Below are 26,802 nucleotides of genomic sequence, written 5' to 3'. Positions count from 1 at the left end.
TTAGTTTAAAATTAATTACTGAGAATTAAGAGGAGGAAAGCGATGCTTTGTCAAAATTGTAATATTAATGAAGCGACGATTCACCTTTACACAAGTGTAAATGGTCAGAAAAAACAAATTGATTTGTGCCAAAACTGTTATCAAATTATGAAATCTGGCGGTCAAGAAGCTTTATTTGGCGCAGGAAATGCCTCAAATGGAAATTCTGATGAACCATTTAATCCATTTAATGATATCTTTAGTGCTTTGCACGGTCAAGATTTTAATGGAGCAGCAAGCACTCAAACTCCACCAACACAAACAGGTGGACGTGGTCCGCGCGGTCCACAAAATCCTCGGGCAAAACAACCTAAAGGAATGTTAGAAGAATTTGGAATTAACATCACAGAGTCAGCTCGTCGTGGCGAAATTGACCCAGTGATTGGGCGTGATGAAGAAATTAAACGTGTCATTGAGATTTTAAATCGTAGGACTAAGAATAATCCTGTATTAATTGGTGAACCTGGTGTTGGTAAAACAGCAGTTGTTGAAGGTTTAGCGCAAAAAATTGTGGACGGAGATGTGCCGCAAAAACTACAAAATAAAGAAGTGATTCGTCTTGATGTTGTTTCTCTTGTTCAAGGAACAGGAATTCGTGGACAATTTGAAGAACGGATGCAAAAATTAATGGATGAAATCAGAAAACGTAATGATGTGATTATGTTTATTGATGAAATTCATGAAATTGTTGGTGCTGGTTCTGCCGGTGATGGCAATATGGATGCAGGAAATATCCTAAAACCTGCGCTTGCGCGTGGTGAGCTTCAATTGGTCGGAGCAACAACGCTCAATGAATATCGCATCATTGAAAAAGATGCTGCGCTTGAACGTCGGATGCAACCAGTTAAAGTCGATGAACCATCAGTTGATGAAACAATTACTATTTTGCGAGGCATTCAAGCACGTTATGAAGATTATCATCACGTGAAATACACTGATGAGGCTATTGAAGCAGCCGCTCATTTGTCAAATCGTTACATTCAAGACCGTTTCTTACCAGATAAAGCCATTGACCTTTTGGATGAGTCTGGTTCTAAGAAAAATCTAACCTTGAAATTTGTTGATCCTGAAGATATTAATCGTCGGATTGCGGATGCAGAAACGAAGAAAAATGAAGCAACACAGGCTGAAGATTTTGAAAAAGCCGCTCATTTCCGTGACCAAATCACTAAACTTCGTGAATTACAAAATCATGAAGTTTCAGATGATGAAATTCCTGTCATCACTGAAAAAGATATTGAACAAATTGTTGAGCAAAAAACACATATTCCAGTTGGTGATTTGAAAGAAAAAGAACAAACCCAATTGATTAATTTGGCTGATGATTTGAAAGCACATGTGATTGGGCAAGATGAAGCAGTGGATAAGATTGCTAAAGCTATCCGTCGTTCTCGTGTGGGACTTGGTAAACCTAATCGTCCAATTGGTTCTTTCCTTTTCGTTGGTCCAACAGGTGTTGGTAAAACAGAACTTGCTAAACAATTGGCTAAAGAATTATTTGGCTCAAGCGAAAGTATGATTCGTTTTGACATGTCGGAATACATGGAAAAACATTCGGTGGCCAAATTGATTGGAGCCCCTCCAGGATATGTGGGTTATGAAGAAGCTGGTCAATTGACTGAACGTGTTCGTCGTAATCCTTACAGTTTGATTTTATTAGATGAAATCGAAAAAGCACATCCAGATGTGATGCACATGTTCTTACAAATTCTTGAAGATGGACGTCTGACAGACGCACAAGGACGGACAGTATCCTTTAAAGATAGTTTGATTATTATGACTTCTAATGCCGGAACTGGTAAAGTTGAAGCCTCTGTCGGATTTGGTGCTGCTCGTGAGGGACGAACTAAATCAGTGCTTGGTCAACTTGGCGATTTCTTTAGCCCTGAATTCATGAACCGTTTTGACGGAATTATTGAATTCTCTGCTTTGAGCAAAGAAAATCTCCTTAAAATTGTTGATTTGATGCTTGATGAAGTCAACGAACAAATTGGACGTAATGATATTCATCTTAGTGTCACTCAAGCAGCAAAAGAAAAATTAGTTGATTTAGGTTACAATCCAGCAATGGGTGCAAGACCACTTCGTAGAACAATTCAAGAAAATATCGAAGATTCAATTGCTGACTTCTATATTGAACACCCTGAATACAAAGAATTGGTTGCTGATTTGATTGATGATAAAATTGTTATCTCTAATCAAGCTCAAGAAGCAGCAGAAACGACTGATGAAGAAGTTCCTGCTGAATAAAATAGTTCTGTCAGTAAAATTTTTAGTGACAGAAAAAATAAAATAATGAAACAATGAAATAAAGAAATAATGAAAAATTGCTGACATGAATCTTGTCAGCAATTTTTCTATTTGTAACTTCATTGTTCGTAATGAATTGCAGCTCTGTCAGTAAATTCTTTAATCCATTTCATCAATCCACTCATCAAGATAACCAAGATTATAATTATATTGAGTTTCGTCAGCAACTTGGGCTAGTGAAACATTTGATAGTGTTCTGACAAGCGTATTTTCAATTTCATCAAGAGCGCTTGTAATGGCACAACGCTTTGCTTTGCCAGACTCTGAACCAATAAAATTTTGCAAAAGACCTTGACTTTGAAAAATTCGACCCCGTCCTTCGATGGCCAAAAAGACATCGTAAAAACTAATATCATGAAGGTCTTTATTGAGTGAAAAACCGCCATTTTTCCCTGGAGTAGATCGTAAAAGTCCCTCATCAACTAAAGATTTAATAATTTTTTTGAGATATGAAGGCGAAACTTTGAGACGATTGGCAAGTGCAATTGATGACATGGTCCGATTTTCAGGAAGTCGTGCCAAAATAAGTAATACATAAACAGATTGTTCCCAACCAGATGATAATTTCATGATGAAGCTCCTTAAACATTTTAAATTAAAAAAGATTGACACTAGGGTAAAAAAGTAGTATCATTTATATTAGAGATAAGAGATATCTCTAATAGCTATAATTATTTATTTCTATTATAGCAAAAAAAGAGAAGAATCTCATCATCTAAATAAAAAAACGGAGGACTACATCATGGTAGTTAAAGTTGGTATTAACGGTTTTGGTCGTATTGGACGTTTGGCATTACGTCGAATTCAAGAAGTCGAAGGAGTTGAAGTTGCGCATATCAACGATTTGACAGACCCAGCAATGCTTGCACATTTGCTAAAATATGATACAACTCAAGGACGTTTTAAAGGGACTGTTGAAGTCAAAGAAGATGGTTTTGATGTCAACGGAAAATTTGTGAAAGTTACGGCTGAACGTAACCCAGAAGACATTCAATGGGCTGATTCTGGTGTTGAAATTGTGCTTGAAGCCACAGGTTTCTTTGCGACTAAAGAAAAAGCTGAAAAACATTTGCATCCTGGTGGAGCTAAGAAAGTTTTGATTACAGCACCTGGTGGAAATGATGTTAAAACTGTTGTCTTCAATACAAACCACACAATTCTTGATGGAACTGAAACAGTTATTTCTGCCGGTTCTTGTACTACAAATAGTTTAGCACCAATGGCGGATGCCTTAAATAAAAACTTTGGTGTTAAAGGTGGAACAATGACTACCGTTCACTCTTATACTGGTGACCAAATGACCCTTGATGGTCCACATCGTGGTGGAGACTTCCGTCGTGCGCGTGCTGCTGCCGAAAACATTGTTCCAGCATCAAGTGGAGCGGCTAAAGCAATTGGTCTTGTTTTGCCTGAACTTTCTGGTTTGATGAAAGGTCATGCTCAACGTGTTTCAACTCCAACAGGCTCAATTACCGAACTTGTTACTGTACTTGAAAAACACGTTACAGTTGACGAAATCAATGAAGCAATGAAAGCTGCCGCTGATGAAAGCTTTGGCTATAATGTTGATGAAATTGTTTCATCTGATATTATCGGTATGGCTTACGGTTCACTTTTTGATGCTACATTAACTGAAGTGACTGACCTCAAAGACGGTGGACAATTAGTTAAAACAGCTGCTTGGTATGATAATGAAATGAGTTTCACTGCTCAATTGATTCGTACTCTTGAATATTTTGCAAAAATTGCTAAATAATAATTTACCTTTATCATTTTCTAAAAACTTGTCAGTAACTTTTACTGACAAGAATTAAAAAGTAGAAAATGAAATAAAAAATTACTGACGGAAATTCTGTCAGTAATTTTTCTATTCATAAATTCATCAGTAAATTTGGCGATTATTTAACAATAATCATACCGTCTTTAATTTCCCAAGGGTCATTCATATTGATGTGGTCATAGAACATAACACCATTAGTGTGATCAATCTCATGTTGAACACAAATTGCTGGGAAATCTTTTAAGCGAATTTTTTTCTTTTCGCCTTCCTTGTTGTAGTATTCCACAGTTACACGAGCATGGCGAACGACGTAACCTGGAACTTCACGGTCAACAGAAAGACAACCTTCGCCGCCTTCAACAGCCGCATCTTGAACAGAGTGACTAACCACTTTTGCATTATACATGATTTCACGCATTTTGTAAGCTTCTTTAGGTGGAATTTCATTTCCATCTTCATCAACTTCAGGTTCATTTGGAATCAAAACGGCGATGACTTTTTTGAGCAAGCCAAGTTGGTTTGCTGCAAGTCCAACTCCACCACGGAGCCCCATTTTTTCAGCCATGACAGGATCTTGAGAATTATGCAAGAATTGCAACATTTTTTCTCCTAAGATAATGTCTTCATCTGACAATGGCAAGGTTACATCATTTGCCACTTCACGTAAAGTTGGATAACCTTCACGAATAATATCGTCCATGCTAATCATGTGACTTGCTTTGATTAAATTTGCTTGAATTTCATCACGATTCATTATTAATAAAACTTCCTTATCTTTTTTTGAATATAGATTAATTATAGCATATTTTTAGCGATGAAAATGGTAAAATTGTATTAGAAGATTAATAATAAGACAAATTTTACATCTATAGAATTCAGTAAACCTAATACTAAAAAGAGGATAAAAATGAAAGAATACAGACAAAATGTTGCAGCCATTATTCTCAATAAAGAAAACAAAATTTGGCTAGGTAAACGAGCAGACGGGATGAGCTGGGGCTTCCCACAAGGTGGAATTGAAGCTGGTGAAAAACCAGAGACAGCCATTATTCGAGAACTCTCAGAAGAAATTGGCACAAAAGAGTTTGAAATCATTGGACAATATCCAGGAACTTTAAAATATGATTTTCCTAAAGAGATGAAATTTCCAACTTGGACTTATGCTGGCCAAGAACAACATTATTTTCTTATCCGATTGCATGAAGAAGCAAAAATTAATCTTGAAAGCCATCCTGAAGAAATTGAATTTTCAACTTATCAATTTTTAGGACTTTCTGAAATTCGTAAAATGGATTTTGGCTTTAAAAATGATGTTTATCATCAAGCATTAGATTATTTTTCAAAGATAATAGAAAAGAATTAAAGGAAAAAGAATGGCTATAGAAAGAATAACAGATAATAAATTTGAACTTGTTTCAAAATATGAGCCAGCCGGTGACCAAGGTGAGGCGATTGCTGAGTTAGTAGATAATATTGAGAATGGGGAAAAAGCTCAAATTTTACGTGGAGCAACAGGAACAGGGAAAACTTACACCATGAGTCAAGTGATTGCACGGACAGGTAAACCTACTCTTGTTATGGCTCATAATAAAACACTGGCTGGTCAATTATACAGTGAATTTAAAGAGTTTTTTCCAAATAATGCAGTTGAGTATTTCGTATCCTACTATGATTATTATCAACCCGAAGCCTATGTGCCAAGTTCTGACACCTATATTGAAAAAGACAGTTCGGTCAATGATGAAATTGATAAATTGCGTCATAGTGCGACCTCAAGCTTATTGGAACGTAATGATGTGATTGTTGTGGCCTCAGTTTCTTGTATTTATGGATTGGGTTCACCCAAAGAGTATCAAGATTCGGTGGTTTCATTGCGCCCAGGTCAAGAAATTTCTCGTGACCAACTTTTAAATGATTTGGTAGGAATTCAATTTGAGCGAAATGATATTGACTTTCAACGGGGCTGTTTCCGAGTTCGTGGGGATGTTGTAGAAGTTTTTCCAGCCTCTCGTGATGAACATGCCTTTCGTGTTGAATTTTTCGGTGATGAAATTGACCGTATCCGTGAAATTGAAGTTTTGACCGGACAAGTTTTAGGTGAAGTGGACCATTTGGCAATTTTCCCAGCGACACATTTCATGACAAATGATGACCGTATGGAAGAATCAATTGCCAAGATAGAAGCAGAATTAGAAGAACAATTAAAAGTTTTCCGCTCAGAAGGAAAACTTCTTGAGGCTCAACGTTTAGAACAAAGAACCAACTACGATATCGAAATGCTCCGTGAAATGGGTTATTGTAATGGGGTCGAAAACTATTCACGTCATATGGATGGGCGCGAGGAAGGCGAACCTCCTTATACTTTGCTTGATTTCTTTCCTGATGATTTCATGATTATGATTGATGAATCACACATGACAATGGGGCAAGTAAAAGGAATGTATAACGGTGACAGAGCCCGTAAAGAAATGCTTTGTAATTATGGATTCCGCCTGCCTTCAGCCCTCGATAACCGTCCTTTAAAAAGAGAAGAATTTGAAAGTCATGTGCATCAAATTGTTTATGTTTCAGCAACCCCTGGGGATTATGAGATGGAGCAGACCGATACCATTGTTGAACAAATTATTCGTCCAACAGGTCTATTAGATCCTGTCGTAGAAGTTCGACCAATGATGGGACAAATCGATGATTTAGTTGGTGAAATTCATAAACGAGCTGAGAAAAACGAACGAGTATTCGTCACGACTTTGACTAAAAAGATGTCAGAAGATTTAACTGCCTATTTTAAGGAAATGGGGATAAAAGTTAAATATATGCACTCGGATATCAAAACATTAGAACGAACCGAAATTATTCGGGATTTGCGTTTAGGAGTCTTTGATGTTCTGGTGGGAATTAATTTGCTTCGTGAAGGGATAGACGTGCCAGAAGTTTCTTTAGTAGCGATTTTGGATGCTGATAAAGAAGGATTTTTACGTAATGAGCGTGGCTTGATTCAGACCATTGGTCGTGCAGCACGTAATAGTGAAGGTCATGTTATTCTTTATTCTGATATGGCTAAAGCCCTTGATGAAAATGATGCTGCGGATAAAGAAATCTTAGATAGTGGTTATTATACAGAATACGAGGGTCAAAAGTATAAAATAACGCGTTCAATGAAACATGCGATGGATGAAACAGCCCGCCGGCGTGAAATTCAAATGGCTTATAATGAAGAACAAGGAATCACACCTCAAACGATCAAAAAAGAAATTCGTGATTTGATTGCCATTACTAAGAAAACTGATTCTGGTGAGATTGAAGAAGTTGATGCAAGTGCGATGACTAAGAAAGAACGTAAAGCATTAGTCAAAAAACTTGAAAAAGAAATGCAACAAGCGGCTAGCGCCCTCGACTTTGAAGGAGCTGCTCAGTTACGTGATATGGTATTAGAATTACGTGCAATGGATTGATTAATAATTAATAAAAATTCACTCATTGAGTGAATTTTTATTTTGCCTTAAGTATAAAAGTACAGTTTTTATCTAAAAATCTTTGTTTTTTAAATAATTATAATATAAATATGCAAAAATTCTTGACAAAATAATTTTAAAATGTATAATTATACTTATTCTATTTATAAAAGAGGTTTAAGGATGAACAAGAAGATGAAAAAATTAGCATTGGGAATGGTCGGTTTGGCCGCAGTAGCAACATTAGCAGCTTGTGGAAATGGAAAATCGGCTACTAATCAAGTGGATAAAGTAAAAAAAGCTGGCGTATTGAAAGTTGCTTTATCTCCAGATTATCCACCCTTTGAATTCCAAATTATTAAAGATGGTAAGAATACAGTGGTAGGTTCTGATGTTGATTTGGCCAATGCTATTGGTAAAAAACTAGGGGTTAAAGTGAAAATTGAAAGCATGGACTTTAACAATGTTTTAGCTAGTTTAAATACAGGAAAAGCAGATATTGCGATTTCGGGAATTTCAAAGGAACCTAGTCGTGAAAAATCTGTCAATTTCTCAGATGTATATTATACAGCAAGTAATTATTTAGTTGTGAAAAAATCTGATTTAAGTAAATATCGTTCAGTAGATGATTTCAAAGGTAAAAAAGTAGCGGCACAAAAAGGGTCAACTCAAGAAGGAATTGTAACCAGTCAATTCAAAGGAGCAACAGAGATTGCCTTGCCACAAATTGGCGATGAAATCAATGAAGTCAAAGGGGGACAAGTTCAAGGAGCCGTGATTGAAAACCTTATTGCTAAGAGTTACGTCGCAGCTAATTCAGATTTAGCGATTGCTAATGTGGACGTAAAAACGCCAAAAGATAGTTATGGTTCAGCGGTTGCACTTCCTAAAGGTTCAGATGAATTAACAAAGGTTGTCAATTCTGTCATTAAAGAAGAATTGAAGAATGGACAAATTAATAAAGATATTCAAAAGAACTACACGCTTTCTGAAAATAATAAATAGTTTGGTGGAAATTTATGGAAAAAGCTGTAGACTTATTAAAAAGTTTGGTTAATATTCCGTCAAGTTCAGGAAATGAAGAAGAGATTTTAATATTTCTTGAAAAATGGTTTATTGAGAAGCAATTTGATTTTGTTATTCGCAAAGAAACTTTTGTCGCCGGACAAATTAAAGCAAAAGGTAAAAAAGAACAAAAAAAAGAAGCCATTATCTTAACTGGGCATGTTGATACTGTCGTTTCAGGTCATTTAGCTGACTGGAAATTTTCGCCTACCGATGCAAGAGTAGAAGAGGGAAAACTCTTTGGACTTGGTGCGAGTGATATGAAAGGTGGCGATGTTGGAAACTTACTTGCTGCTGCAAGTTTTATTGGTAAAGATTTAAGTCAAGATATTTGGGTCGTGGGGACGGCTAACGAAGAACTTGATGGTAAGGGTTCAGAAGATTTTGCTCGTTATTTTAGTGAAAATTGGAGCTATGACTCAGCTTGTTGCATTATTGCAGAACCAACTGATTTAGAGAAGATTTATATTGGGCAACGTGGAAATCATTTTATGAAGCTACATTTTTCTGGGAAGGCTGGTCATGCTTCTGTACAAGAACATTTTCAGCAAAGCGCTTTAGGGGCGGTTACTTATTTTCTAGAAAATATTGAGCAAATCGTTGAAGACTTGAAAATTTACAAAAATAGTCAGCTTGGTCTGCCAACTTTTGTAGTGACATCAATTCTCTCTGGGGATGAAAATTCTCCTAATAAAACAGCCGACTTCGCTGAACTTGTGGTTGACTGTCGTTTAACTCCTGAATTGGAAGAGGTATTTGAGCAAGTCATGAGTGAGTTAGCTGTGCAGTATCATTTTACTTATGAAGATATTGTGACACCTGTTTTATCAACTTTGACCGATAATCAAGCTCCATTCATTCAGTTACTGACAGACTTATCTGGCGCGAAAACAACGGCGGCTTCGGGTTCTAATGATCAAGGATTTTTTGAAAATGTTGGGATTAGAACGGTTGTTTTTGGGCCAGGACAGCATGAACAATGCCACATTGCAAATGAATCTATTATTCTTGAAAAGTTGGAAGAACATATTGAAATTTTACAATCCTTTATTAAAAAAATGCAGGAGAGTTAAGATATTTACTGACAAATCCTGTATATAATAAAAAAATTTACTGACAAAGACTGTCAGTAAATTTTTTTTAGTTTGTTTGTTCAGCTGCTTCATCAACGATGAAAGTGAACTGACAAGTGGTTACTTTTTTACCATCAACATAAGCTGCGGCATCAGCAGTTCCTACTTTTCCACGGAATTTTGTAATTTCAAATTCAAGTTTCATTACATCACCAGGAGTGACTTTTTGACGGAATTTTGCTTTATCAATTCCACCAATATAAGCCATTTTTCCTTGAAATTCTTCTTTTTTGAGAATCAAAATTGAACCAGCTTGAGCGAGTGATTCAAGAATCAAAACACCAGGGAAAGTTGGATTACCAGGGAAATGTCCATTAAAAACTTCTTCGTTAATCGTTACATTTTTCGTTGCAACAATTTTATTTTCAGAAATTTCATCAACGTAGTCAATAAACATGATAGGATAGCGGTTCGGAATAACTTCCATCACTTCTGTAGCAGTCATAGCGTATTTTTTAGTCATTTTTTATTCCTTTTCTTATTAAAAATTAATGAAAAGCCCGAGTATCAGGGAAAAAGAGCCATCACTCTAACTTGACAGTTCAACATTTTTAAGTTAAAATTTTATGTATCAAGTATTTTGATATACAAAACCTTTTACAATTAATATTATCAATTTCTTGTGAGAGTGTCAACTTTTTTATATGACTTGTAAAGGTAAAGTGATTAAATTTATTTTTTTTTATTTGCTAGTCGCTTAAACCTGATTATTTTAAAGAAAAGGACTTATTTTATTTATGTTTTTAGAAGGTAAAAAAATTGTTATCATGGGTGTTGCTAACAATAAATCTATTGCTTGGGGCTGTGCTAAAGCAATGAAAGATCAAGGTGCAACATTAATTTATACTTACCAAAATGAACGAATGGAAAAACAATTAGCTAAATTGGCTGAACCAGAAGATTTGCTCATTGAATGTGATGTAACTTCTGATGAATCTATTCGTCGTGCTTTTGGTACAATTGAGGCACGTGTCGGTAAAATTGACGGACTTGTTCATGCTATTGCTTACTCTAAAAAAGAAGAGCTTGGTGGAAATGTTACAGATATCTCTCGCGATGGTTATGCCCTTGCTCAAGATATTTCAGCTTACAGCTTGCTTGCTGTTGCTAAAGCAGCAAAACCATTGCTAAAAAAAGGTTCTGGTATCGTAACTTTGACTTACATGGGTTCAGTTCGTGCCATTCCTAACTACAATGTTATGGGAATTGCTAAAGCAGCTCTTGAATCTACAGTTCGTTATCTTGCTGCTGAAATGGCACATGTAGGTGTTCATGTGAACGGAATTTCTGCAGGAGCAATTAAAACACTTGCGGTTTCTGGAGTTTCAGGTTACAAAGATTTGATTAAAGAATCTGACAGCCGTACAGCCGATGGTGTTGGTGTAACAATTGATGAAGTTGGTCAAACTGCCGCTTTCCTTGTTAGCCCACTTGCCTCAGGTGTCATTGGTGATATTGTTTATGTTGATAAAGGTGTTCATTTAACATAAGACAAATATAAAAAAACACTGACAGAATTTCTGTCAGTGTTTTTTTATATATTTTACTAGCCAAGAATCATGAATTTCCTGATGAATTACTGTTGTTGAGTCTGTCAGTAGATTTTTTATTTGCATTTTCCGATGAGGAATCATGAAAAAGGGCAAGTGGTTTGGTGAGAAAAAGCGGACAGCAGCAGTTTCTTCCCCATAATCAATAGAATGTCCACCGATGATTTTTACAGAAAAAATATACTGACGGTCATCAAGTTCAGGATTGAAATAAATTCCTGATAAGTCATTGATTTTAATTATAAATCCTGTTTCTTCAAAACATTCACGAATGGCAGCTTGCTCAATTTTTTCTGCTCGTTCAACACGTCCGCCCGGTAAATCCCAGAGAGGAAAATCTCGACGTTTGACTAATAAAATTTTATCTTCGTCATTTTGGCAAATGACAAACGCTCCAGAAGTTTTCATAGATTCAGTCTAGCATAAAATATTTTTACTGACAAGGTTATCAGTTCAATATTATCAGGGGAATAAATAAAAAAATCACTGACAGAAATTCTATCAGTGATTTTTTATTTTTTTTAATATCTTGTAAGTAAAAATTACTTACGATTTTGTTTACCAGCATTTCGTCCGCCAGATTTACGTTCCTTTTCATTGCGTTCACTTGTGATTTCTTTGAAATTTTCTTGAACAGAAGTAGGTGTAACATCTTTTAGGCCTTCATTATTGATTTTTGGAGGATTTTTTGTAAATTCTTCATCAATACGACGGCGCATTCTTGGTTTCATGATGAAGGTAATGATGATTTGTTGGATAACAATAACAAAACCACCAACTGCCCAGTAAAGTGCTACTCCAGCAGGTGACATGAATGAGAAGACAACAATCATTGCCGGACTCATAATCAACATTGCCATTCCTGATTTCTTTTGTTCAGGGGTCATTGACAAAGTTGAAATCCAGGTTTGGATGAAGTAAAGCACCCCAGAGATAATAACCAAGACCACACTTGGATGTCCTAAAGGAATCCCATAAAATGTTGAACTTGAAATTCCTGTTGTATAAGCCGCTGCATTATAAAGAGCGATAAAGAAAGGCCATTGAATCAACATTGGTAAGCAACCAATTGATGAAAGCATGTTAATTCCATTATCTTTTTGGGCTGCCATCAATGCTTGTTGAGCTGCCATTTTTTCTTCAGGAGTTTGTGCTTTTTTGAGTCGTTCTTGCAAAGGAGCAAATACAGGAGCAAGATAAGCCATTTTTTCTTGCATATAAGTTGATTTGTAGGCTTGATTCAAACCTAAAGGCAAGATGAGAAAACGGATAATCAGAGTAACAAAAATAATTCCCCAACCATAACCCATGTGCAAGTTATTAGCGAATAAGTCAACAAAAGCAGACATTGGACGAACCAAAAAATTATAGGTAATTCCATGAGTAGCTGCTTCGGTTGGAACGCGGACTCCATCAACAACGTGTGTTTGAACACAGCCAGATAGGAATAACAATCCGGCTGTCATTAAACCAGTCAATGTTAATTTCTTTTTCAAATTTTTCAATATAAGTTCACCTTCTATAAATTAAACATACTCATCTATTTTACCTAAAATTCAGATGAATTTCAATAGGACTAAAGGATGAAAAGCCATTCTGTAGTTTAAAATCTTCAATAATATTTTCTGTCAGCAAAAGAAAAAAGCTGTCAGTAGTGACAGCTTTTTATCAGTGGAAAATTAAGCTTCTTCCATCGCAATAATTGCTTTTAGAATAGCTGCAGTTTCTTTCCAGTCACGAACAGTGATTGTTTCAATTCCCATTTGAACAACAGGGTAATCATTTCCGCCAGGTTGAGTCATGTCACCAAAGTAAAGAATTTCTTCTTTAGTAACATTAAGTTCTTCCATCAAATGATTCATCCCAAATTCTTTATTTTGACCTGGAACAAAACCATTAATAGTTGTTGTTCCAGCAACTTCAAATTCAAATTCTGGAGCATATTGGCTAGCCAATTTAGCAATTTCATTACGTTTTGTCATGTCTGGGTCCCAAGCTTGTTTAGCTTCAACACCAGCTTTTTGACCGATTGCTGAGTAAGCAATCATCGATTCACGATTTTCATTAATTTCATCACCAGGGGCAAGAACAGATTCATCCCAATGTCCAAGCTCTTTAGCAGCTTTTTCAAGTGCACCCATAATTGCGTTAGCTTGTTCATCAGTCAAAGCGTAATTGAAGACCTGTTTCCATTCGCCATCTTTGTGAGCATAATATTGAGTCCCTTGGGCAACAAACAAATGGAAATTATCCAGATTTGCAGATTCAGGCAAATTATTAATAATTTGAATCAAAAATTGATCATATTTTTGACCAGAAATTGGTGCAATGATATATTTTTGAGACAAAGTAGCCAACAATTCAGCCATCTCAGGGAAAATCGGCATTTTTGGTTCATTGAGTGTGTTGTCAATGTCGAAACTTAATATTTTTTTCATAAGTTTTCTCCTATTTTTTTCTTATCAACGCTTACATTATAACATTTTTTTAATAAAAAAAACAATCTAATAAAAATAGATTGTTTTTTCAATTATGAATTGCCTCTTGCTTTACTTAAAGCAGGGACAATTGCCATTGTTAAAATCACAGCGATGATCACTTCCGCAATAGAATTTCCTGTGATAATTGAAGCAAGCAAAGCTCCGAAGGTTTGTTTGGTTACATCATGAAAGAAGAGGAAGATGAAACTTAAAACCAAAAGTGTATTAGTTGCTGTTCCAACAAAAGCGGCTAAACCAGCCCCAAAACGATTTTGTGCCAAACGATAAACGAGGGCAGGAAGAATTCCGACTAGAACACGCGGAACGATGGCAATAACCAATGCCCAGATAGAACCATGATTTGTTCCAGGAACAGGCTGTAAGGGACTAAACATAAAGCTAGAAGGTAGGGTTACGATTGTTGCATTAATAACACTAATCAATCCCATCACTAGACCCAGAAATGCTCCTTTACGAACTCCAAGAACGATTGAACCAATGATTACTGGAATATGGAGCAAAGTTGGAACGATTGGTAAAGGCCAAACGCTATAGATAATTTGACTCAAAAGTTGGACAACGACCATAATTGCAATAAAAATGGCTAAGATTGCCACATCAGATGCTTTTGATTTTTTCATAAATACCTCATTTATTTTATAAAGAATTTTTTAAATCCGATAGAATATCAGGTAAGTCGGCGAGTGCTCCCTCACCAAAATCTCCACAAGCGAGCAAAGATTTTTTCGGTTGAATCATATTATAATCTATTTTCTTAAGAATCTCAATGTTTTTTTGCGTCAAAGGATGTTGATACATTTTAGTATTCATTGCAGGGGCAAAATATTTTGGTACAGAAGGTTCAAGAGCAAGGGCTACAGAAGTGACAATATCATCAGCTCGGCCTTGCGCCAAACGGCTAATTGTATCAGCAGTTGCAGGTGCAACAAGGAAAAGCTCAGTATTTTTAGCTAAATCAATATGATTAACCAATTCAGGACGTTCTTCGTCCATAATATCCAAGTGAACCTTATTTTTGGACAAAACTTGTAGAGTTAAAGGAGTGATGAACTGAGTAGCACTTCTTGTCATTAAGACTGTCACATCATGTCCTTCTTTTGTCAGTAAAGAAGTTAAATCTGCTGTTTTGTAAGCTGCAATTGAACCTGTTACCGCAAGTGTAATTTTAGTCATTTTTTAATTCCTCCGAGGTTTTTAAAAGTCTGTCAGCAATTTCAGCCTTTGTTTTTAAAGTAATTTCATGATTTTTACTGACCAAAAATGCTTGATGGTCATCTCCATGAATATTTTCTAAATCATTCGCTAAAATAAAATCAGCATGATTTGTCAGTAATTTTTCTCTGGCCACAGAAAGAAGCTCAGATTTTTCTACACCAACCAATAATTTAAAACCAAAAAGTAAAACATTTGGATTCCATTCTTTAATATAAGAAATAATTTTTGGTGTTTTTTCTAGGAGCATGATTTGATAATCAGATTTTGAAGAAATTTTCCCAACTTTTTCAGGACGAAAATTTAAAAGCTCCTCTTTAGAAAACTTGTCAGTAAAATTTTCAAGACCTGTCATATAAATAGGACGATAATCACTGACAGCCATACTATGGATAACAACATCCATGTCAGGGACTAAGTTTTTCATCTGTTCATAAAGGTCATGAGTTCCTTCAATCGGAATATAGGTCAGTCTGTCAGTAAATTCAGGAAGTTTAGCCTGAAGTCCAGCTAATAAATAGACTTCATGACCAGCATTTAAAAATTTTTCAGCAGTCACTTTTCCGAGACTTCCTGTTGCAAAATTACTGATGCCACGAACGTTGTCAATAGGTTCCGTTGTTCCACCAGAAGTAATCAAAACTTTCATTTTTCACCAGTTTCTTTTAGAGTTGCTTTCATTTTATCCTAATAAAAATATTTTTTCAAGAGAAGTTTATTTACTAAAACTTTACTGACAGCTTAAATAAAAAAGCCATCAATTACTGACAGCTTTGATTGGCTCAAATGAAAACTTATTTCTTCTTTTTCATTTCTCCGCCTTGATAGAGCATTCCTTCTGGAAGGTCATTAAAGATGACATGAATTGCTGAAGTAGGTGCTCCAGCATGTTTTGAAATTGATTCAGTAATTTCTTTAGCAATTATAGCTTTTTGCTCAACTGTACGACCTTCAAAAAGTTCAACATGGACATATGGCATAATAAATTCTCTTTTCTATATGATTATGAGCATATTTTATCATATTTAAATAGAAAAAAGTTTAACAAATCAAAAATAACATTTTTACCGTTTGCAGGACTTCTCAGAACTATGTTAATATAGAACAAAGTATTCTTAAAAATACTATATAATTGAAATCAAAAATTGAAATTGAGAAGAAATAGAGAGTAAAAAATATGTCTTTAAAAGGATTAACAAGTTTTGAGGTTGAAGAACGGATTCGCCAAGGGAAGATAAATAAAAATATAGATGAGACGGATCGTCCTGTTTGGGAAATTGTAAAACGAAATACTTTTACATTTTTCAACTTAATATTTGCAGTCATTGCGATTCTAATCAGTTTAGTTCAAGCATGGAATCAGCTTATTTTCCTTCCAATAATTGTCATTAATACAATTGTCGGAATTTATCAAGAAATCAAAGCCAAACGATATTTGGACCAAATGACTCTCCTGCACGCTCCGCAATCCACAGTGATAAGGAATGGTCAACAAGAAAAAATTGCTTCAGATGATTTGGTTGAAGAAGATATTATTATTCTTAAAACAGGAAATCAAATTGTCGCTGACGCTCGCATTGTCGAAGGAAGTATTTTTGTCAATGAATCACTTTTAACAGGTGAAGCTGACGAAATTGAAAAAAATGTTGATGACAAACTTCTGTCAGGAAGTTTTGTTGTGTCAGGAGAAGCCAAAGTCATTTTGGAAAAAGTCGGAAAAGATTCCTACATTTCCAAATTAACAGAACAAGCCAAATTAGTTGACCATGGTGAAGACTCTGAGATGTTACGGGCCCTCAATAAATTATTAAAGTGGGTCAGTTTTATTATTCTTCCGATAGCAGTCATTTTATTTACCCAAAATTACTTTGTCAATCATAATACACTTCAAACCAGTGTTGTAGCAATGGTGGCAGCGGTTATTGGAATGATTCCAGAGGGGCTGTATCTTTTAACAACCATTGCCTTAACCCTCAGTAGTGTGAAATTGGCTCGTAATCAAGTGCTATTGCACAATATGAAAAGTATTGAATCTTTAGCGCGTGTTGATGTTTTATGTGTCGATAAAACAGGAACAATCACAGAACCCAGAATGTCAGTTGAGCAAGTATTTGTTAGCCCAAGTAGTAACATAAGCGAAGCGAAATTTATGTCTCTTTTATCTGACTACATCTCAGCAAATACTGATGACAATGATACCATGAAGGCAATTCGAGAGTTTATGCTTGCAAAAGGTGACCTTCAAAATCAAATGACCGGCGTTAAAAAAATTATTCCATTTTCATCAAAAGTAAAATATAGTGCTGTTTGTTTTGAAAATGAAAGTTATCTTTTAGGAGCACCAGAAATTGTTTTAGGGAAAACTTATGAAAAAATTAGCTCTGAAATCAATCATCTCTTAGAAGAAGGCTTTCGTGTCCTAGTTTTAGCGGGAACAAAAGAAAAAAATTATGACCAACTTAATTTGGGGGCTTACGCACTTGGCTATGTTGTGTTAGCCAATCCCATCAGAGAAAATGCTAAATCGACATTTAACTACTTTGCAGAGCAAGGAGTCAATATCAAAGTTATTTCAGGTGATAACCCTCAAACCGTGTCTGCAGTTGCAAAAAGAGCAGGAATTACTGGGGCTGAACGTTTCATTGATGCAAATTTATTGAAAACGAAAGAAGATTTAGACCAAGCAGTTGAATCATATACCGTTTTTGGACGTGTGACACCTGACCAAAAACGCCGTCTCGTTCAAGCCCTCAAACGTAAAGATCATACTGTCGCAATGACCGGAGATGGTGTTAATGATATTTTAGCCATGAAAAGTGCTGATTGTAGCATTGCCATGGCTTCCGGAAGTGATGCCGCGACCCAAGTTGCACAAGTTGTCTTATTAGATTCAGATTTTGGACATATGACACAAGTAGTCACAGAAGGACGTCGAGTCGTCAATAACGTCCAACGTTCAGCCATTCTTTTCCTTGTAAAAAATCTCTTTTCAATCATCTTGGCAATTATCTCAGCAATCTTTGTCTTCACCTATCCCTTACAAGCTTCACAACTTTCACTTATCAGTTTATTCACCATTGGGATTCCGGGATTCTTACTCTCTTTAGAAGAAAATGACAAACGAATTGAAAAAGATTTTATTAAAAATGTTATCTTAAAAGCACTACCAGCCAGCTTGACTGAAATTACGGCCGTTTTAGGAGTCGTTATTGCTGGAGCTGCCTTCAAATTGACGGCATCAGAAATTTCAACTTCAGCAGTTATCTTACTAGCTGTTGTTGGATTTATGATTTTAACTAAAATCAGTGCACCACTCAACCGTTTTAAAATGGGAATTATCATTTTTAATATTGTTGGGATAATTATCTCAGGTTTCATGTTCAATTCACTCTTTTCTATCAGCAAAATTTCTTTGGATAGTTTTGTTCTGGTTGCCTTACTCTCACTATTTTCAGAATCACTATTTAGAAATTTTGATTCACTATTAAAAAAGTTTTTCAAATAAGAAAGGATTAAAATGAAAGAAATAAATAAAGATATGAGAAATAAAGAACTCATAGAAGAATTGATAAGTTTATGGGAAAATTCAGTTAAAGAAACACATTCTTTTCTGTCAGTTAAAGAAATTGAAGATATAAAACAATATGTCCCACAAGCCCTTAAAGCTATCGAACATTTAATTGTGGAATTTGACGATAATGAAAAACCAATTGCTTTTATGGGAATTGTTGGTGAGAAACTTGAAATGTTGTTTATTAGCCCCAATCACATGAAAAAAGGACTCGGTAGAAAGTTGCTTGAAAAAGCAATAAAAAACTATTCGGTAAATGAACTTGTAGTGAATGAGCAAAATCCGCAAGCCAAAGGATTTTATGAGCATTTAGGCTTTAAAGTTTATAAAAGAAATCCAATTGACGAACAAGGAAATCAATATCCAATTCTTTTTATGCATTTGGGTTGATAATCAAAAATCTCACATTTGAATAGTGGGATTTTTTTAATACATACGAAGAGATTAGGATAGAAGGCTATGATATAATAGAACAGATTAAACACAAGGAGTTTGAATGGCTTTTTTAATAATATCCCTGATTATCATGCTAATTGGTCTGCTAAGATTAAAAATCAATAAACGAAGTATAGTAGGAGGAATTTTTCTAGCCTCAGGCTTGATATTGAGCCTAGCCTCTCTGTTTTTTGAATTATTAAACCTTATTTATCTTTATCTTCCGTCGGGTGATTTTGCAACCTTGATCATTGCTTATGGAATCCTTCCCTTAATATTTTTATTGGTCTGTGGATATTTCATTTTTAACTCAAAAACAATGAGAACTAAAGAAGGTAAAAGTGCCACTGCAAAATTATCTGCTCTATTTGGCTTAAATCTACTCATTGCTTTTCCAGCTCTCTTTATGTTATTAACATTTTCAACAAAAACAATACCACAAATAATCTGGTACATTCTTCTTTATATTTTACTTATTGATATAATTCTCTGTTTTTTGTTTGCAGCCTATATTTTATATTCATGGATGAGCCAAATGATTCCTTTACAAAAAAAGATAGATTATATTATCATTTTGGGTTCAGGTGTTAGAAGTGAAGAAGTTCCACCCTTGTTAAAGGGTCGATTGGACAAAGGAATTGAATATTACCAGAAAAATCCTACAGCCAAATTTGTTGTTAGTGGCGGACAGGGAGCGGATGAGCCTGTATCAGAAGCCTTCGCCATGCGAAAATACCTTCAATCACAAAACATTCCTAATCATCAAATTCTTTTTGAAGATAAATCCACCACTACTTATGAGAATATGTTATTTTCTAAAAGGATAATTAATGAGGATTGGTCAGATAAAGAAATATCCCCTTCAATCATTTTTTCAACCAATAATTATCATGTTCTCAGAGGAAGTTTATATGCGCAAAGAGTAAAATTAAAAGCCCAAGGAGTAGGGGCACCCACAGCACTTTATTTCTTACCTACGGCCTTAATTCGTGAATATATTGCATTACTCTTACATAGAAAAATTATCCTTTTTAGTGTATTGGGAGGTGTTTTAATGCTTATTATTATCTCCCTTCTTCCTATTTAAAAAATATTAGCAAACCTCAAGAAAAAGATGTCTTTCTTGAGGTTTTTAGTAGTCGTTTTTTCATTACAAAAATGTAAGAAGAAGGGATCGGACTTGATGTTAGAATGAAAGAGTAGCTAAATTGTAAAAAGAAAAAAAGGAAAGATATAGAATGAAGAAAATACTAATAGCGCTAATTATCATGGTACCAATTGCCATTACCGGATTTCTTGGTTATGACTTTTTCAAAAAAAATTTTGCTCATGTTCACGGTATAATCATGTATAGTGATAATAAGGATGAAGCAGATACTATATTAGAAAATAATAAAAAATATATTGATAAAAGTTTAACTGTAGAAGGTAAATACAGTTCAAAATCAGATGTTTTAGTCTTGAATACTCAAGCTGCTAATAAATTAATAAATGAAAAAGTTTTTAATAACGTAACCAAAAAAGGAGATAAGTTTAAATTTAAGACAGTAGAAAACTTATCAGCCGAGCCAGCTTTGTGGACAGGAAAGGAAGATAAAACAATAACTGATGATAAAGGACAGTCAGTGAAACCTAAAAGTACAAAATATATTGTTCTAGGAGAATACAGTGCTACTTCTAAGCTATTGATTATTAATGATGAAGATTATCAAAAATTTGATGCAAAAGCTAAATTTGTAAGTGTAATAAAAGAAAAACGAGATGCTGATAAAGTCCTTAAAAGCTACATTACGAGTGGTTCAATTCCCTCACAGATTTTCCCTTACAAATAATAAAAACGACTAAAAATAACTCTTATAAAATGTTACTGGAAATTTTTCTAGTGACATTTTTATTTTTTAACAAATTAAAGATGATTATACTAAGTTATAAAGTTATCAAGCGAATAAGCCAGCTTAACTCATTATTTATGTAATAATATAGGTACAGTAATCAAAAGAACGCATACATAATGAAGGGGAGAGAAATTATGACTAGTAATAAACTAAAAGCATTGGGACAACTAATATTATTTATTGTAGGAATTGAGCTAATTGGTGGCCTATCTGGCCTCTTGGCGGGGGATATTAAGGGGATTTATAATAATCTTAAACTCCCACCCCTAGCGCCACCAGACTATCTTTTTGGGATTGTTTGGCCTGTATTATATGCTCTTATCGCCATTTCCGCCTATTTGATTTTTTATAAGCTGAAAACTCAAAGAAGTGAGGGACAAAATGCTTTATTCTATTTTGGAATACAACTTATCTTAAACTTTATTTGGAGTATTATTTTTTTCAAAGGCTATTTTTGGTTAGGAGTTATTATTATTCTCTTACTAGATTTTATTGTTTATCTCTGCATCATTAAATTTTCAAAAATTAATAAGTGGTCTGCATTCCTTCTAATTCCTTATTTTATTTGGATTATTTTCGCAACATATTTGAGTATATCAGTTGCTATCTTGAACTAAATAATTTGAGGAGAATCTGATGGTTTGGGCAATAAATAATGATTATATAACATAAAAATTTTGATATTTATAAGTATATACATCTGTAAAACAGAAAGTTAAAGATTGGAGAAAAATAATGAATTTTATTAAACCCTTTATTATAAGTGGAGTATTTTTTTTAATTTTAGATATTTGCTGGCTCTTTTTTGCAAATAAAAAAATCTATCAGCCAAATATTGGTAACTTGATGGGAGATTTTAAAGTTATTCCGGCCATTATCTTCTATATTATTTATCTAGGAGCACTAACATTTTTTGTATTAATGCCCGGACTTGAAAAAAATAGTATAACTTACGTCTTATTGAGTGGTGCTCTACTAGGATTAGTATGTTATTCTACATACGATTTAACAAATTTGGCATCAATTAAAGACTGGTCACTAATGGTAACAATAATTGATATTATTTGGGGGACTTTTGTAAGCTCTTTGAGTGCAAGTCTTTCATTTCTTGTGATTACAAAGTTTATGGAAGGATAAAGAATGGAAAAGTTAAAATCTGAAGACCGTCTACTAGAAAGTATCATAGCAGGAGCGCAAAAGGTTATTAACAGAAAGGATGAACTAAACAAAATAAATGTATTCCCAGTTGCCGATGGGGATACAGGGAGTAATTTAGCATCTTTAATGCAAACCATTATTGATAATTTATCTAATAATAATTATTCAACGAACCTTTTATTTGATGAAGTAGCTTCGGCAGCGCTCATTGGGGCTCGGGGAAATTCTGGAATTATTTTTGCCCAGTACTTAAATGCCGTTTCAGATTATTATAGTGTATATGAAACTAACTTAGAGATACTTGTTTTAGCTTTCAACAGAGCAGTAAAGAGCGCCTATGATTCTTTGATTGAGCCCAAAGAAGGAACGATTTTATCAGTTATGAAAAGATGGGCAGAAGTATTACTGATTACTTTTAAAGAAAGTACATCTTTTGAAAAAGCCTTGCTAGAAGCAAAAGGAGAAGCCTGGAAAGCTCTTAAGGAAACACAATTTCAGATGTCAATTTTAAAAAAGAATAAACTCGTTGACTCTGGAGCGAAAGGTTTTTACTACTTTATATCCGGTTTTACTGACGCTTACTGTGGAGAAAAAGTAAGTAAGATACAAGAAGGACTTATCCCCAGCATAAAAGAATTAAATAAAGAAGATATTAAAGAACACTTTATATCTGAAGCACCTAAAAATAGGTATTGTTCAGAATTTATTATCAAAGAACCCCTAAAACAAGAAAAGGACTTAAAAGAATCACTAAGGAAATGGGGAGATTCTTTAGTTATTGCTGGAAATAAAAAACAAATAAAGATTCATATCCATACTAACCATCCAGAAAATATATTAGCACTGTTAGAAAAAACAGGAACGATTATCTATCAAAAAGTTGATGATATGCAATTACAATATGAAATATCACAAAATAGAAAATCATCCATTGCTATTGTCACAGATTCTGTTGCCGATCTATCTGCTAATTGTATACTTGAAAATCAAATTTTTGTTTTACCTTTGAATGTTTCAGTAGGTGAGCAAGCCTTTTTAGATAAACTTACAATCAATCCTCAAATTTTTTCAGAAAAGTATAATAAGAATTTAAAAATGACAACTTCTCAACCAAGCATTCAATCTGTTGATTCACTTTTCTCCTTTTTAGAAGGAAAATATGAACATATCATCGTGATTTCAGTTTCTTCAAAACTAAGTGGCACTTATCAACTTCTCAACCAAAGAATTACAGCAAAGAAATCCTTAGAAAACCGAGTACATCTTATAGATTCCAAATTAAATTCAGTAGCTCAAGGACTATTAGTTAAACAAGTTGCCAAATTAATTAGTGAAGAGCGCTCTATTGAATCAGTACTTAATGAAACAAAAAAAATAATTGACCGGATATTTATTTATGTGGCAGTAGAAGATTTATCGCCAATGATAAATTCGGGAAGAATTCCAAAAATTTTGGGAGAAACCGCACAAAAACTTTCAATGCATCCAATTATTAGTCTTGATAAAAGAGGAAACGGAAAGCTGATTGGTGCTTCTTTTAGTCAAACTAAGAGTATGGATAAAATTTTGAAAAAAATTAACCTATTGTCAAAAGAAGGACAAATCGAAGAATTAGCTTTGACACATGTTTTATCCGAAGAATCAGCTTTAAAGATAAATGAACTATTGAAAGAAAAAACTACTAAAAACTGTGAAATTATAGACAGTTCAGCAGCAATTGGAATTTCTGCAGGGATTGGAAGTTTAGCAATTGCCGGACTATTAAAGGAGGTCAAATGAATTATATAGCCGTTTTGGTAACTTTATTACTTTATTTCATCTGTTGGTTTCTTATTGCGACATCTAAGAAGAATTACGGATTGATAGATATTGCTTGGGGCGGAGGATTTGTTCTTACAGCTGTGGTCTCTTATTTATTTTCTCCGAGAATTACGATTCAAAATAGCCTAATCTTAGTGTTAGTCATATTATGGGGAGTACGTTTAGCAATTCATTTAGGAAGACGAAATTGGAATAAACCCGAGGATTATCGCTATACAAATATGCGTAAAAGGTGGGGCAATAATTTTCCGAAATTGAAAGCTTTTCTAACGGTATTTATGGTGCAATATCTTTTGTTAATCATTATTTCACTCCCAATTATTCAAGTCAATTCAAATGTTAATTCTCAATTTTATTGGTGGCAAATTTTAGGAATAATAATTTGGATATTTGGCTTTATTTTTGAAGTTTTTGGAGATCGTCAGTTAGAAGTCTTTAAAAAACTCCCCCAAAATAAAGGAAAACTATTGACTAGTGGCCTGTGGTCATTAACACGACATCCTAATTATTTTGGCGAGTCAATGTGTTGGTGGGGAATATTCTTAATCTCCTTGACGACTTTATCAACGCTTTGGTTGGTTATTAGTCCTCTATTGATTACTAGTCTCCTTTTATTTGTATCTGGTGTACCAATTCTTGAAAAAAAATATAAGAATCGTGAAGATTTTAAAGAATATGCAAAAAATACCCCGAAGTTTGTTCCTTTTATTGGTAAAAAGGGCTTATAAGACCGAGTTTTGAATCATAAAAGCTCTTAATTTTGGTAGTTTTTCCTTTTTAATCTTATATAAAAAAGCGTTCGTGTGCTTTCAAAATTGTAAGCTAGGGAGCTAAAAGAAGTTAGTGGGGAAATTAAATATTTTCGTGTTATAATAGCGGTATAAAAAGAAAAAGGGGAGAACTATATGGCTTTTAATATCTGTATAAATCTTTATGTAGAAGATGTAGAAAAAGAAGTAGATTTTTTCAGGTCAATCGGTTTTTTAGAAATTGAAAGACATAAGATGGAAAACTCAGATTCAGTTGTAATTGCACCGCTATCAGATGGCAATGCTTTTTTACAAATTTGGGATATCGAGTTTATAAAAAAAGTCTCACCCGAAGTTGCGAATGATAAACCTTCATTACTATTCACAGTAGATAATATAGAAGAGATGAATGAAAAATTAAAGAAGATTACTCCTACAACAAGCGACTTGATGGATGCTAACGGGAAAAAAGCATTTAATTTCCAAAGCCCTTCGGGTAACTATTATGCTTTTATGGAAATTTAATTATATCTAATTTTATAATAGTCCTTAAAACTGTCATTAAAGGCAGTTCTTTTTATTTAAATGAGAAAATAAAGAAATCATATAAATTTTTATTCTGTGTAATCTAAAATATTTGCAAAAACAAGTAAAATATTTTATTATATGACTTATCAATCATTGACTTGTCAAGTATTTATTTTTCCAAAAATTGAAAAATAAACATTAATAAATAAAAAGGAATAAAAATTATGATTATTGTAAATGCTAAATTTTATATTAAAGAAGATAAAAAATCTCAATTCTTAAAAGAGATAGAAGGTCTGATTTCAGCTTCCAAAAAGGATGAAGGATGTCTGGAATACTCTCTTTATGAATCTACGGATAATCAGCTAGAATTTGTGATGATAGAAAATTGGGAATCACAGGAAGCTATCGAAAAACATAACACTAATCCCTTTTTGGTAGCATTCGCTAAGAACTTGAGCACCTATAGTTCAAAAAAACCAGTTCTACAAATTGCGGAAACAAAGTAAAAAATAATTAACAATATAAAAAGATAGAGCAAGAAAAATATTGCTCTATCTTTTTATATTATAGGGAAAGAAATTAGTGAAGAATCTTCTAAGGTTTAGAAGATAAAACGGGAAAAGGAAAAGTAATCGCACAACTATATTTTAGATATGGAAATATTACTGGATTACTTTATAACAATGCATTATAGAAACTAAAATAAAAGTTAGTCGGCAAAATTTAAAATACATAAAACAACAAGATATTATTGAAAAATATGGAAACTTATAAAATAAAAAGCCACTAAAGTTTAGTGACTTTTTATTTATCCTTTACTTGGTATGAATGGAATGATTGACTGTGCGAGGGCTTCAACATTTCTACTTTGAATCAGGATTTTTCCCTTACCTCGAAATTTATTAACTAACCCTTCTCCTGTCTTAAAACCAAATGTTCCGGAAGCAACTTCAATTGAATAACTCAAAGATTCAGTCCAGGCTAAAACATGTTGATTATCAACTACAAAATCTTCTGTTCCATCAAGATCTATTTCTACAATATCCCCGTAACCGCTGATTAACATCTTTCCGCTGCCCTGTGTTTTCATCACAAAAAGGCCACCAGTTCCTCCAAATAATGCTCCATCTAATTTTTGACGTTCCATTATGTAATGGACACCACCCTCACTAACGAGGAATGCCCCTGTGTTAAGATTCCACTGTTCTTGACCGACAAGAATTTCCTTGATTGAACCAAGGCTAGCAGGAGCAAGCGAAATTTTACCATTTGCACCTATTGCGCTTGCCTTAGTAATAAAGAAACTTTCTCCACTTGTAATTGAACGACCAAGAGCTTTTAAAGCACCTCCAAGTCCTCCTTTTCCATTGCTGTTCATTTTTCCTTCAAGTTTAACAGCAGCGTTATGGTAGACCATCGCTCCAGACTCAATTTGAATCTCTTCATTATTGTCAAGACTAATCTCCACTAGTGGTGCCATTGATGTTGAACTTAGTTGATATTCCATAAATCTTCTCCTTTTGAACTTATTCTTTAAACAATTATATCATGAGATGTCATCTGAATAAATATTAAAAATTATTCTTATTTATGAAATTAT

28 protein-coding genes are annotated in these 26,802 nt (G+C 34.1%); 17 read left to right on the top strand and 11 right to left on the bottom strand.

What is annotated here, in order from left to right; all coding sequences use genetic code 11:
- Positions 1-42 precede the first annotated feature (42 nt).
- The gene (locus LDP15_RS06965; protein ID WP_012897283.1) at positions 43-2,289 is read left to right on the top strand and encodes an ATP-dependent Clp protease ATP-binding subunit; all 2,247 of its coding nucleotides are present in this window, start codon (positions 43-45) and stop codon (positions 2,287-2,289) included.
- A 159-nt stretch (positions 2,290-2,448) separates the two neighbouring features.
- Here the strand turns inward: LDP15_RS06965 and LDP15_RS06960 are convergent, their stop codons facing one another.
- The gene (locus LDP15_RS06960) at positions 2,449-2,919 is read right to left on the bottom strand and encodes an Rrf2 family transcriptional regulator (protein ID WP_003130820.1); all 471 of its coding nucleotides are present in this window, start codon (positions 2,917-2,919) and stop codon (positions 2,449-2,451) included.
- A gap of 172 nt (positions 2,920-3,091) precedes the next feature.
- On the opposite strand from LDP15_RS06960, the gene gap reads away from it, so the two are divergent.
- Positions 3,092-4,105, top strand: coding sequence for a type I glyceraldehyde-3-phosphate dehydrogenase (gap, locus tag LDP15_RS06955; protein WP_003130818.1), 1,014 nt, complete (start codon positions 3,092-3,094; stop codon positions 4,103-4,105).
- Between the two features lie 142 nt (positions 4,106-4,247).
- Here the strand turns inward: gap and def are convergent, their stop codons facing one another.
- A complete protein-coding gene (gene def, locus LDP15_RS06950; protein ID WP_003130816.1) occupies positions 4,248-4,883 on the bottom strand; it encodes a peptide deformylase in 636 nt (211 codons plus the stop codon).
- A gap of 147 nt (positions 4,884-5,030) precedes the next feature.
- Here def and LDP15_RS06945 point away from each other — a divergent pair, with 147 nt between their 5' ends.
- From LDP15_RS06945 to LDP15_RS06930, 4 genes are all read left to right on the top strand, one after another.
- Positions 5,031-5,492, top strand: a complete 462-nt coding sequence (locus LDP15_RS06945; RefSeq protein WP_370632359.1) for an RNA pyrophosphohydrolase — start codon at positions 5,031-5,033, stop codon at positions 5,490-5,492.
- 10 nt (positions 5,493-5,502) lie between these two features.
- Complete coding sequence (gene uvrB, locus LDP15_RS06940) at positions 5,503-7,581, top strand: excinuclease ABC subunit UvrB (protein WP_225513501.1); 2,079 nt, start codon at positions 5,503-5,505, stop codon at positions 7,579-7,581.
- 195 nt (positions 7,582-7,776) lie between these two features.
- Complete coding sequence (locus LDP15_RS06935; protein ID WP_010905441.1) at positions 7,777-8,586, top strand: ABC transporter substrate-binding protein; 810 nt, start codon at positions 7,777-7,779, stop codon at positions 8,584-8,586.
- A 14-nt stretch (positions 8,587-8,600) separates the two neighbouring features.
- On the top strand, positions 8,601-9,719 hold the full coding sequence (locus LDP15_RS06930; protein ID WP_012897289.1) for a M20 family metallopeptidase: 1,119 nt from the start codon (positions 8,601-8,603) through the stop codon (positions 9,717-9,719).
- 67 nt (positions 9,720-9,786) lie between these two features.
- On the opposite strand, the gene fabZ is transcribed toward LDP15_RS06930, so the two are convergent.
- Positions 9,787-10,242 (bottom strand): 3-hydroxyacyl-ACP dehydratase FabZ, encoded by a 456-nt coding sequence (gene fabZ / locus LDP15_RS06925; protein ID WP_003130498.1) that lies wholly within the window; start codon positions 10,240-10,242, stop codon positions 9,787-9,789.
- A 274-nt stretch (positions 10,243-10,516) separates the two neighbouring features.
- Between fabZ and fabI the strand changes: the two genes are divergently transcribed.
- Entirely contained in the window at positions 10,517-11,269 is a 753-nt protein-coding gene (gene fabI, locus LDP15_RS06920; RefSeq protein WP_012897290.1) for an enoyl-ACP reductase FabI, read from the top strand.
- 33 nt (positions 11,270-11,302) lie between these two features.
- Here the strand turns inward: fabI and LDP15_RS06915 are convergent, their stop codons facing one another.
- The 7 genes from LDP15_RS06915 to LDP15_RS06885 form a co-directional block, all read right to left on the bottom strand.
- Complete coding sequence (locus LDP15_RS06915; RefSeq protein WP_042230105.1) at positions 11,303-11,737, bottom strand: NUDIX domain-containing protein; 435 nt, start codon at positions 11,735-11,737, stop codon at positions 11,303-11,305.
- A 134-nt stretch (positions 11,738-11,871) separates the two neighbouring features.
- Complete coding sequence (gene yidC, locus LDP15_RS06910) at positions 11,872-12,834, bottom strand: membrane protein insertase YidC (protein WP_003130506.1); 963 nt, start codon at positions 12,832-12,834, stop codon at positions 11,872-11,874.
- A gap of 174 nt (positions 12,835-13,008) precedes the next feature.
- Complete coding sequence (locus tag LDP15_RS06905; protein WP_003130508.1) at positions 13,009-13,767, bottom strand: HAD-IIB family hydrolase; 759 nt, start codon at positions 13,765-13,767, stop codon at positions 13,009-13,011.
- A gap of 92 nt (positions 13,768-13,859) precedes the next feature.
- Positions 13,860-14,450, bottom strand: coding sequence for an ECF transporter S component (locus LDP15_RS06900; protein WP_015425907.1), 591 nt, complete (start codon positions 14,448-14,450; stop codon positions 13,860-13,862).
- Positions 14,451-14,466: 16 nt separating this feature from the next.
- Positions 14,467-15,003, bottom strand: coding sequence for a phosphopantothenoylcysteine decarboxylase (gene coaC / locus LDP15_RS06895; protein WP_015425908.1), 537 nt, complete (start codon positions 15,001-15,003; stop codon positions 14,467-14,469).
- Positions 14,996-15,691, bottom strand: a complete 696-nt coding sequence (locus LDP15_RS06890; protein ID WP_015425909.1) for a phosphopantothenate--cysteine ligase — start codon at positions 15,689-15,691, stop codon at positions 14,996-14,998. The genes coaC and LDP15_RS06890 overlap by 8 nt, the downstream gene beginning before the upstream one ends.
- 145 nt (positions 15,692-15,836) lie before the next feature.
- The gene (locus LDP15_RS06885; RefSeq protein WP_003130513.1) at positions 15,837-16,022 is read right to left on the bottom strand and encodes a 2-hydroxymuconate tautomerase; all 186 of its coding nucleotides are present in this window, start codon (positions 16,020-16,022) and stop codon (positions 15,837-15,839) included.
- A gap of 197 nt (positions 16,023-16,219) precedes the next feature.
- Here LDP15_RS06885 and LDP15_RS06880 point away from each other — a divergent pair, with 197 nt between their 5' ends.
- From LDP15_RS06880 to LDP15_RS06835, 10 genes are all read left to right on the top strand, one after another.
- A complete protein-coding gene (locus LDP15_RS06880; RefSeq protein WP_015425910.1) occupies positions 16,220-18,547 on the top strand; it encodes a cation-translocating P-type ATPase in 2,328 nt (775 codons plus the stop codon).
- A gap of 12 nt (positions 18,548-18,559) precedes the next feature.
- Positions 18,560-19,003, top strand: a complete 444-nt coding sequence (locus LDP15_RS06875; RefSeq protein WP_015425911.1) for a GNAT family N-acetyltransferase — start codon at positions 18,560-18,562, stop codon at positions 19,001-19,003.
- A 106-nt stretch (positions 19,004-19,109) separates the two neighbouring features.
- Positions 19,110-20,135 carry a YdcF family protein gene (locus tag LDP15_RS06870; protein WP_015425912.1) on the top strand — a complete coding sequence of 342 codons (1,026 nt, stop codon included), beginning with the start codon at positions 19,110-19,112 and terminating at the stop codon, positions 20,133-20,135.
- 151 nt (positions 20,136-20,286) lie between these two features.
- Positions 20,287-20,880, top strand: coding sequence for a lipoprotein BA_5634 family protein (locus LDP15_RS06865; RefSeq protein WP_015425913.1), 594 nt, complete (start codon positions 20,287-20,289; stop codon positions 20,878-20,880).
- A 197-nt stretch (positions 20,881-21,077) separates the two neighbouring features.
- Positions 21,078-21,560 carry a TspO/MBR family protein gene (locus LDP15_RS06860; RefSeq protein ID WP_042230111.1) on the top strand — a complete coding sequence of 161 codons (483 nt, stop codon included), beginning with the start codon at positions 21,078-21,080 and terminating at the stop codon, positions 21,558-21,560.
- A gap of 118 nt (positions 21,561-21,678) precedes the next feature.
- Positions 21,679-22,080 (top strand): DUF2177 family protein, encoded by a 402-nt coding sequence (locus LDP15_RS06855; protein ID WP_015425915.1) that lies wholly within the window; start codon positions 21,679-21,681, stop codon positions 22,078-22,080.
- A 3-nt stretch (positions 22,081-22,083) separates the two neighbouring features.
- Complete coding sequence (locus LDP15_RS06850; RefSeq protein ID WP_015425916.1) at positions 22,084-23,880, top strand: DAK2 domain-containing protein; 1,797 nt, start codon at positions 22,084-22,086, stop codon at positions 23,878-23,880.
- The gene (locus tag LDP15_RS06845; RefSeq protein ID WP_015425917.1) at positions 23,877-24,650 is read left to right on the top strand and encodes a DUF1295 domain-containing protein; all 774 of its coding nucleotides are present in this window, start codon (positions 23,877-23,879) and stop codon (positions 24,648-24,650) included. The genes LDP15_RS06850 and LDP15_RS06845 overlap by 4 nt, the downstream gene beginning before the upstream one ends.
- A gap of 177 nt (positions 24,651-24,827) precedes the next feature.
- A complete protein-coding gene (locus tag LDP15_RS06840; RefSeq protein WP_015425918.1) occupies positions 24,828-25,196 on the top strand; it encodes a VOC family protein in 369 nt (122 codons plus the stop codon).
- 227 nt (positions 25,197-25,423) lie between these two features.
- Entirely contained in the window at positions 25,424-25,708 is a 285-nt protein-coding gene (locus tag LDP15_RS06835) for a putative quinol monooxygenase (protein WP_015425919.1), read from the top strand.
- A 302-nt stretch (positions 25,709-26,010) separates the two neighbouring features.
- Here LDP15_RS06835 and LDP15_RS06830 read toward each other — a convergent pair whose 3' ends face one another.
- Complete coding sequence (locus LDP15_RS06830; RefSeq protein ID WP_015425920.1) at positions 26,011-26,709, bottom strand: TIGR00266 family protein; 699 nt, start codon at positions 26,707-26,709, stop codon at positions 26,011-26,013.
- Between the last annotated feature and the right edge of the window lie 93 nt (positions 26,710-26,802).

Source organism: Lactococcus sp. SK2-659 (assembly GCF_020218185.2).
Lineage (GTDB): Bacteria > Bacillota > Bacilli > Lactobacillales > Streptococcaceae > Lactococcus > Lactococcus lactis.
The sequence above is the reverse complement of the archived record's forward strand: the minus strand, read 5'-3'. Positions and strand labels throughout refer to the sequence as shown.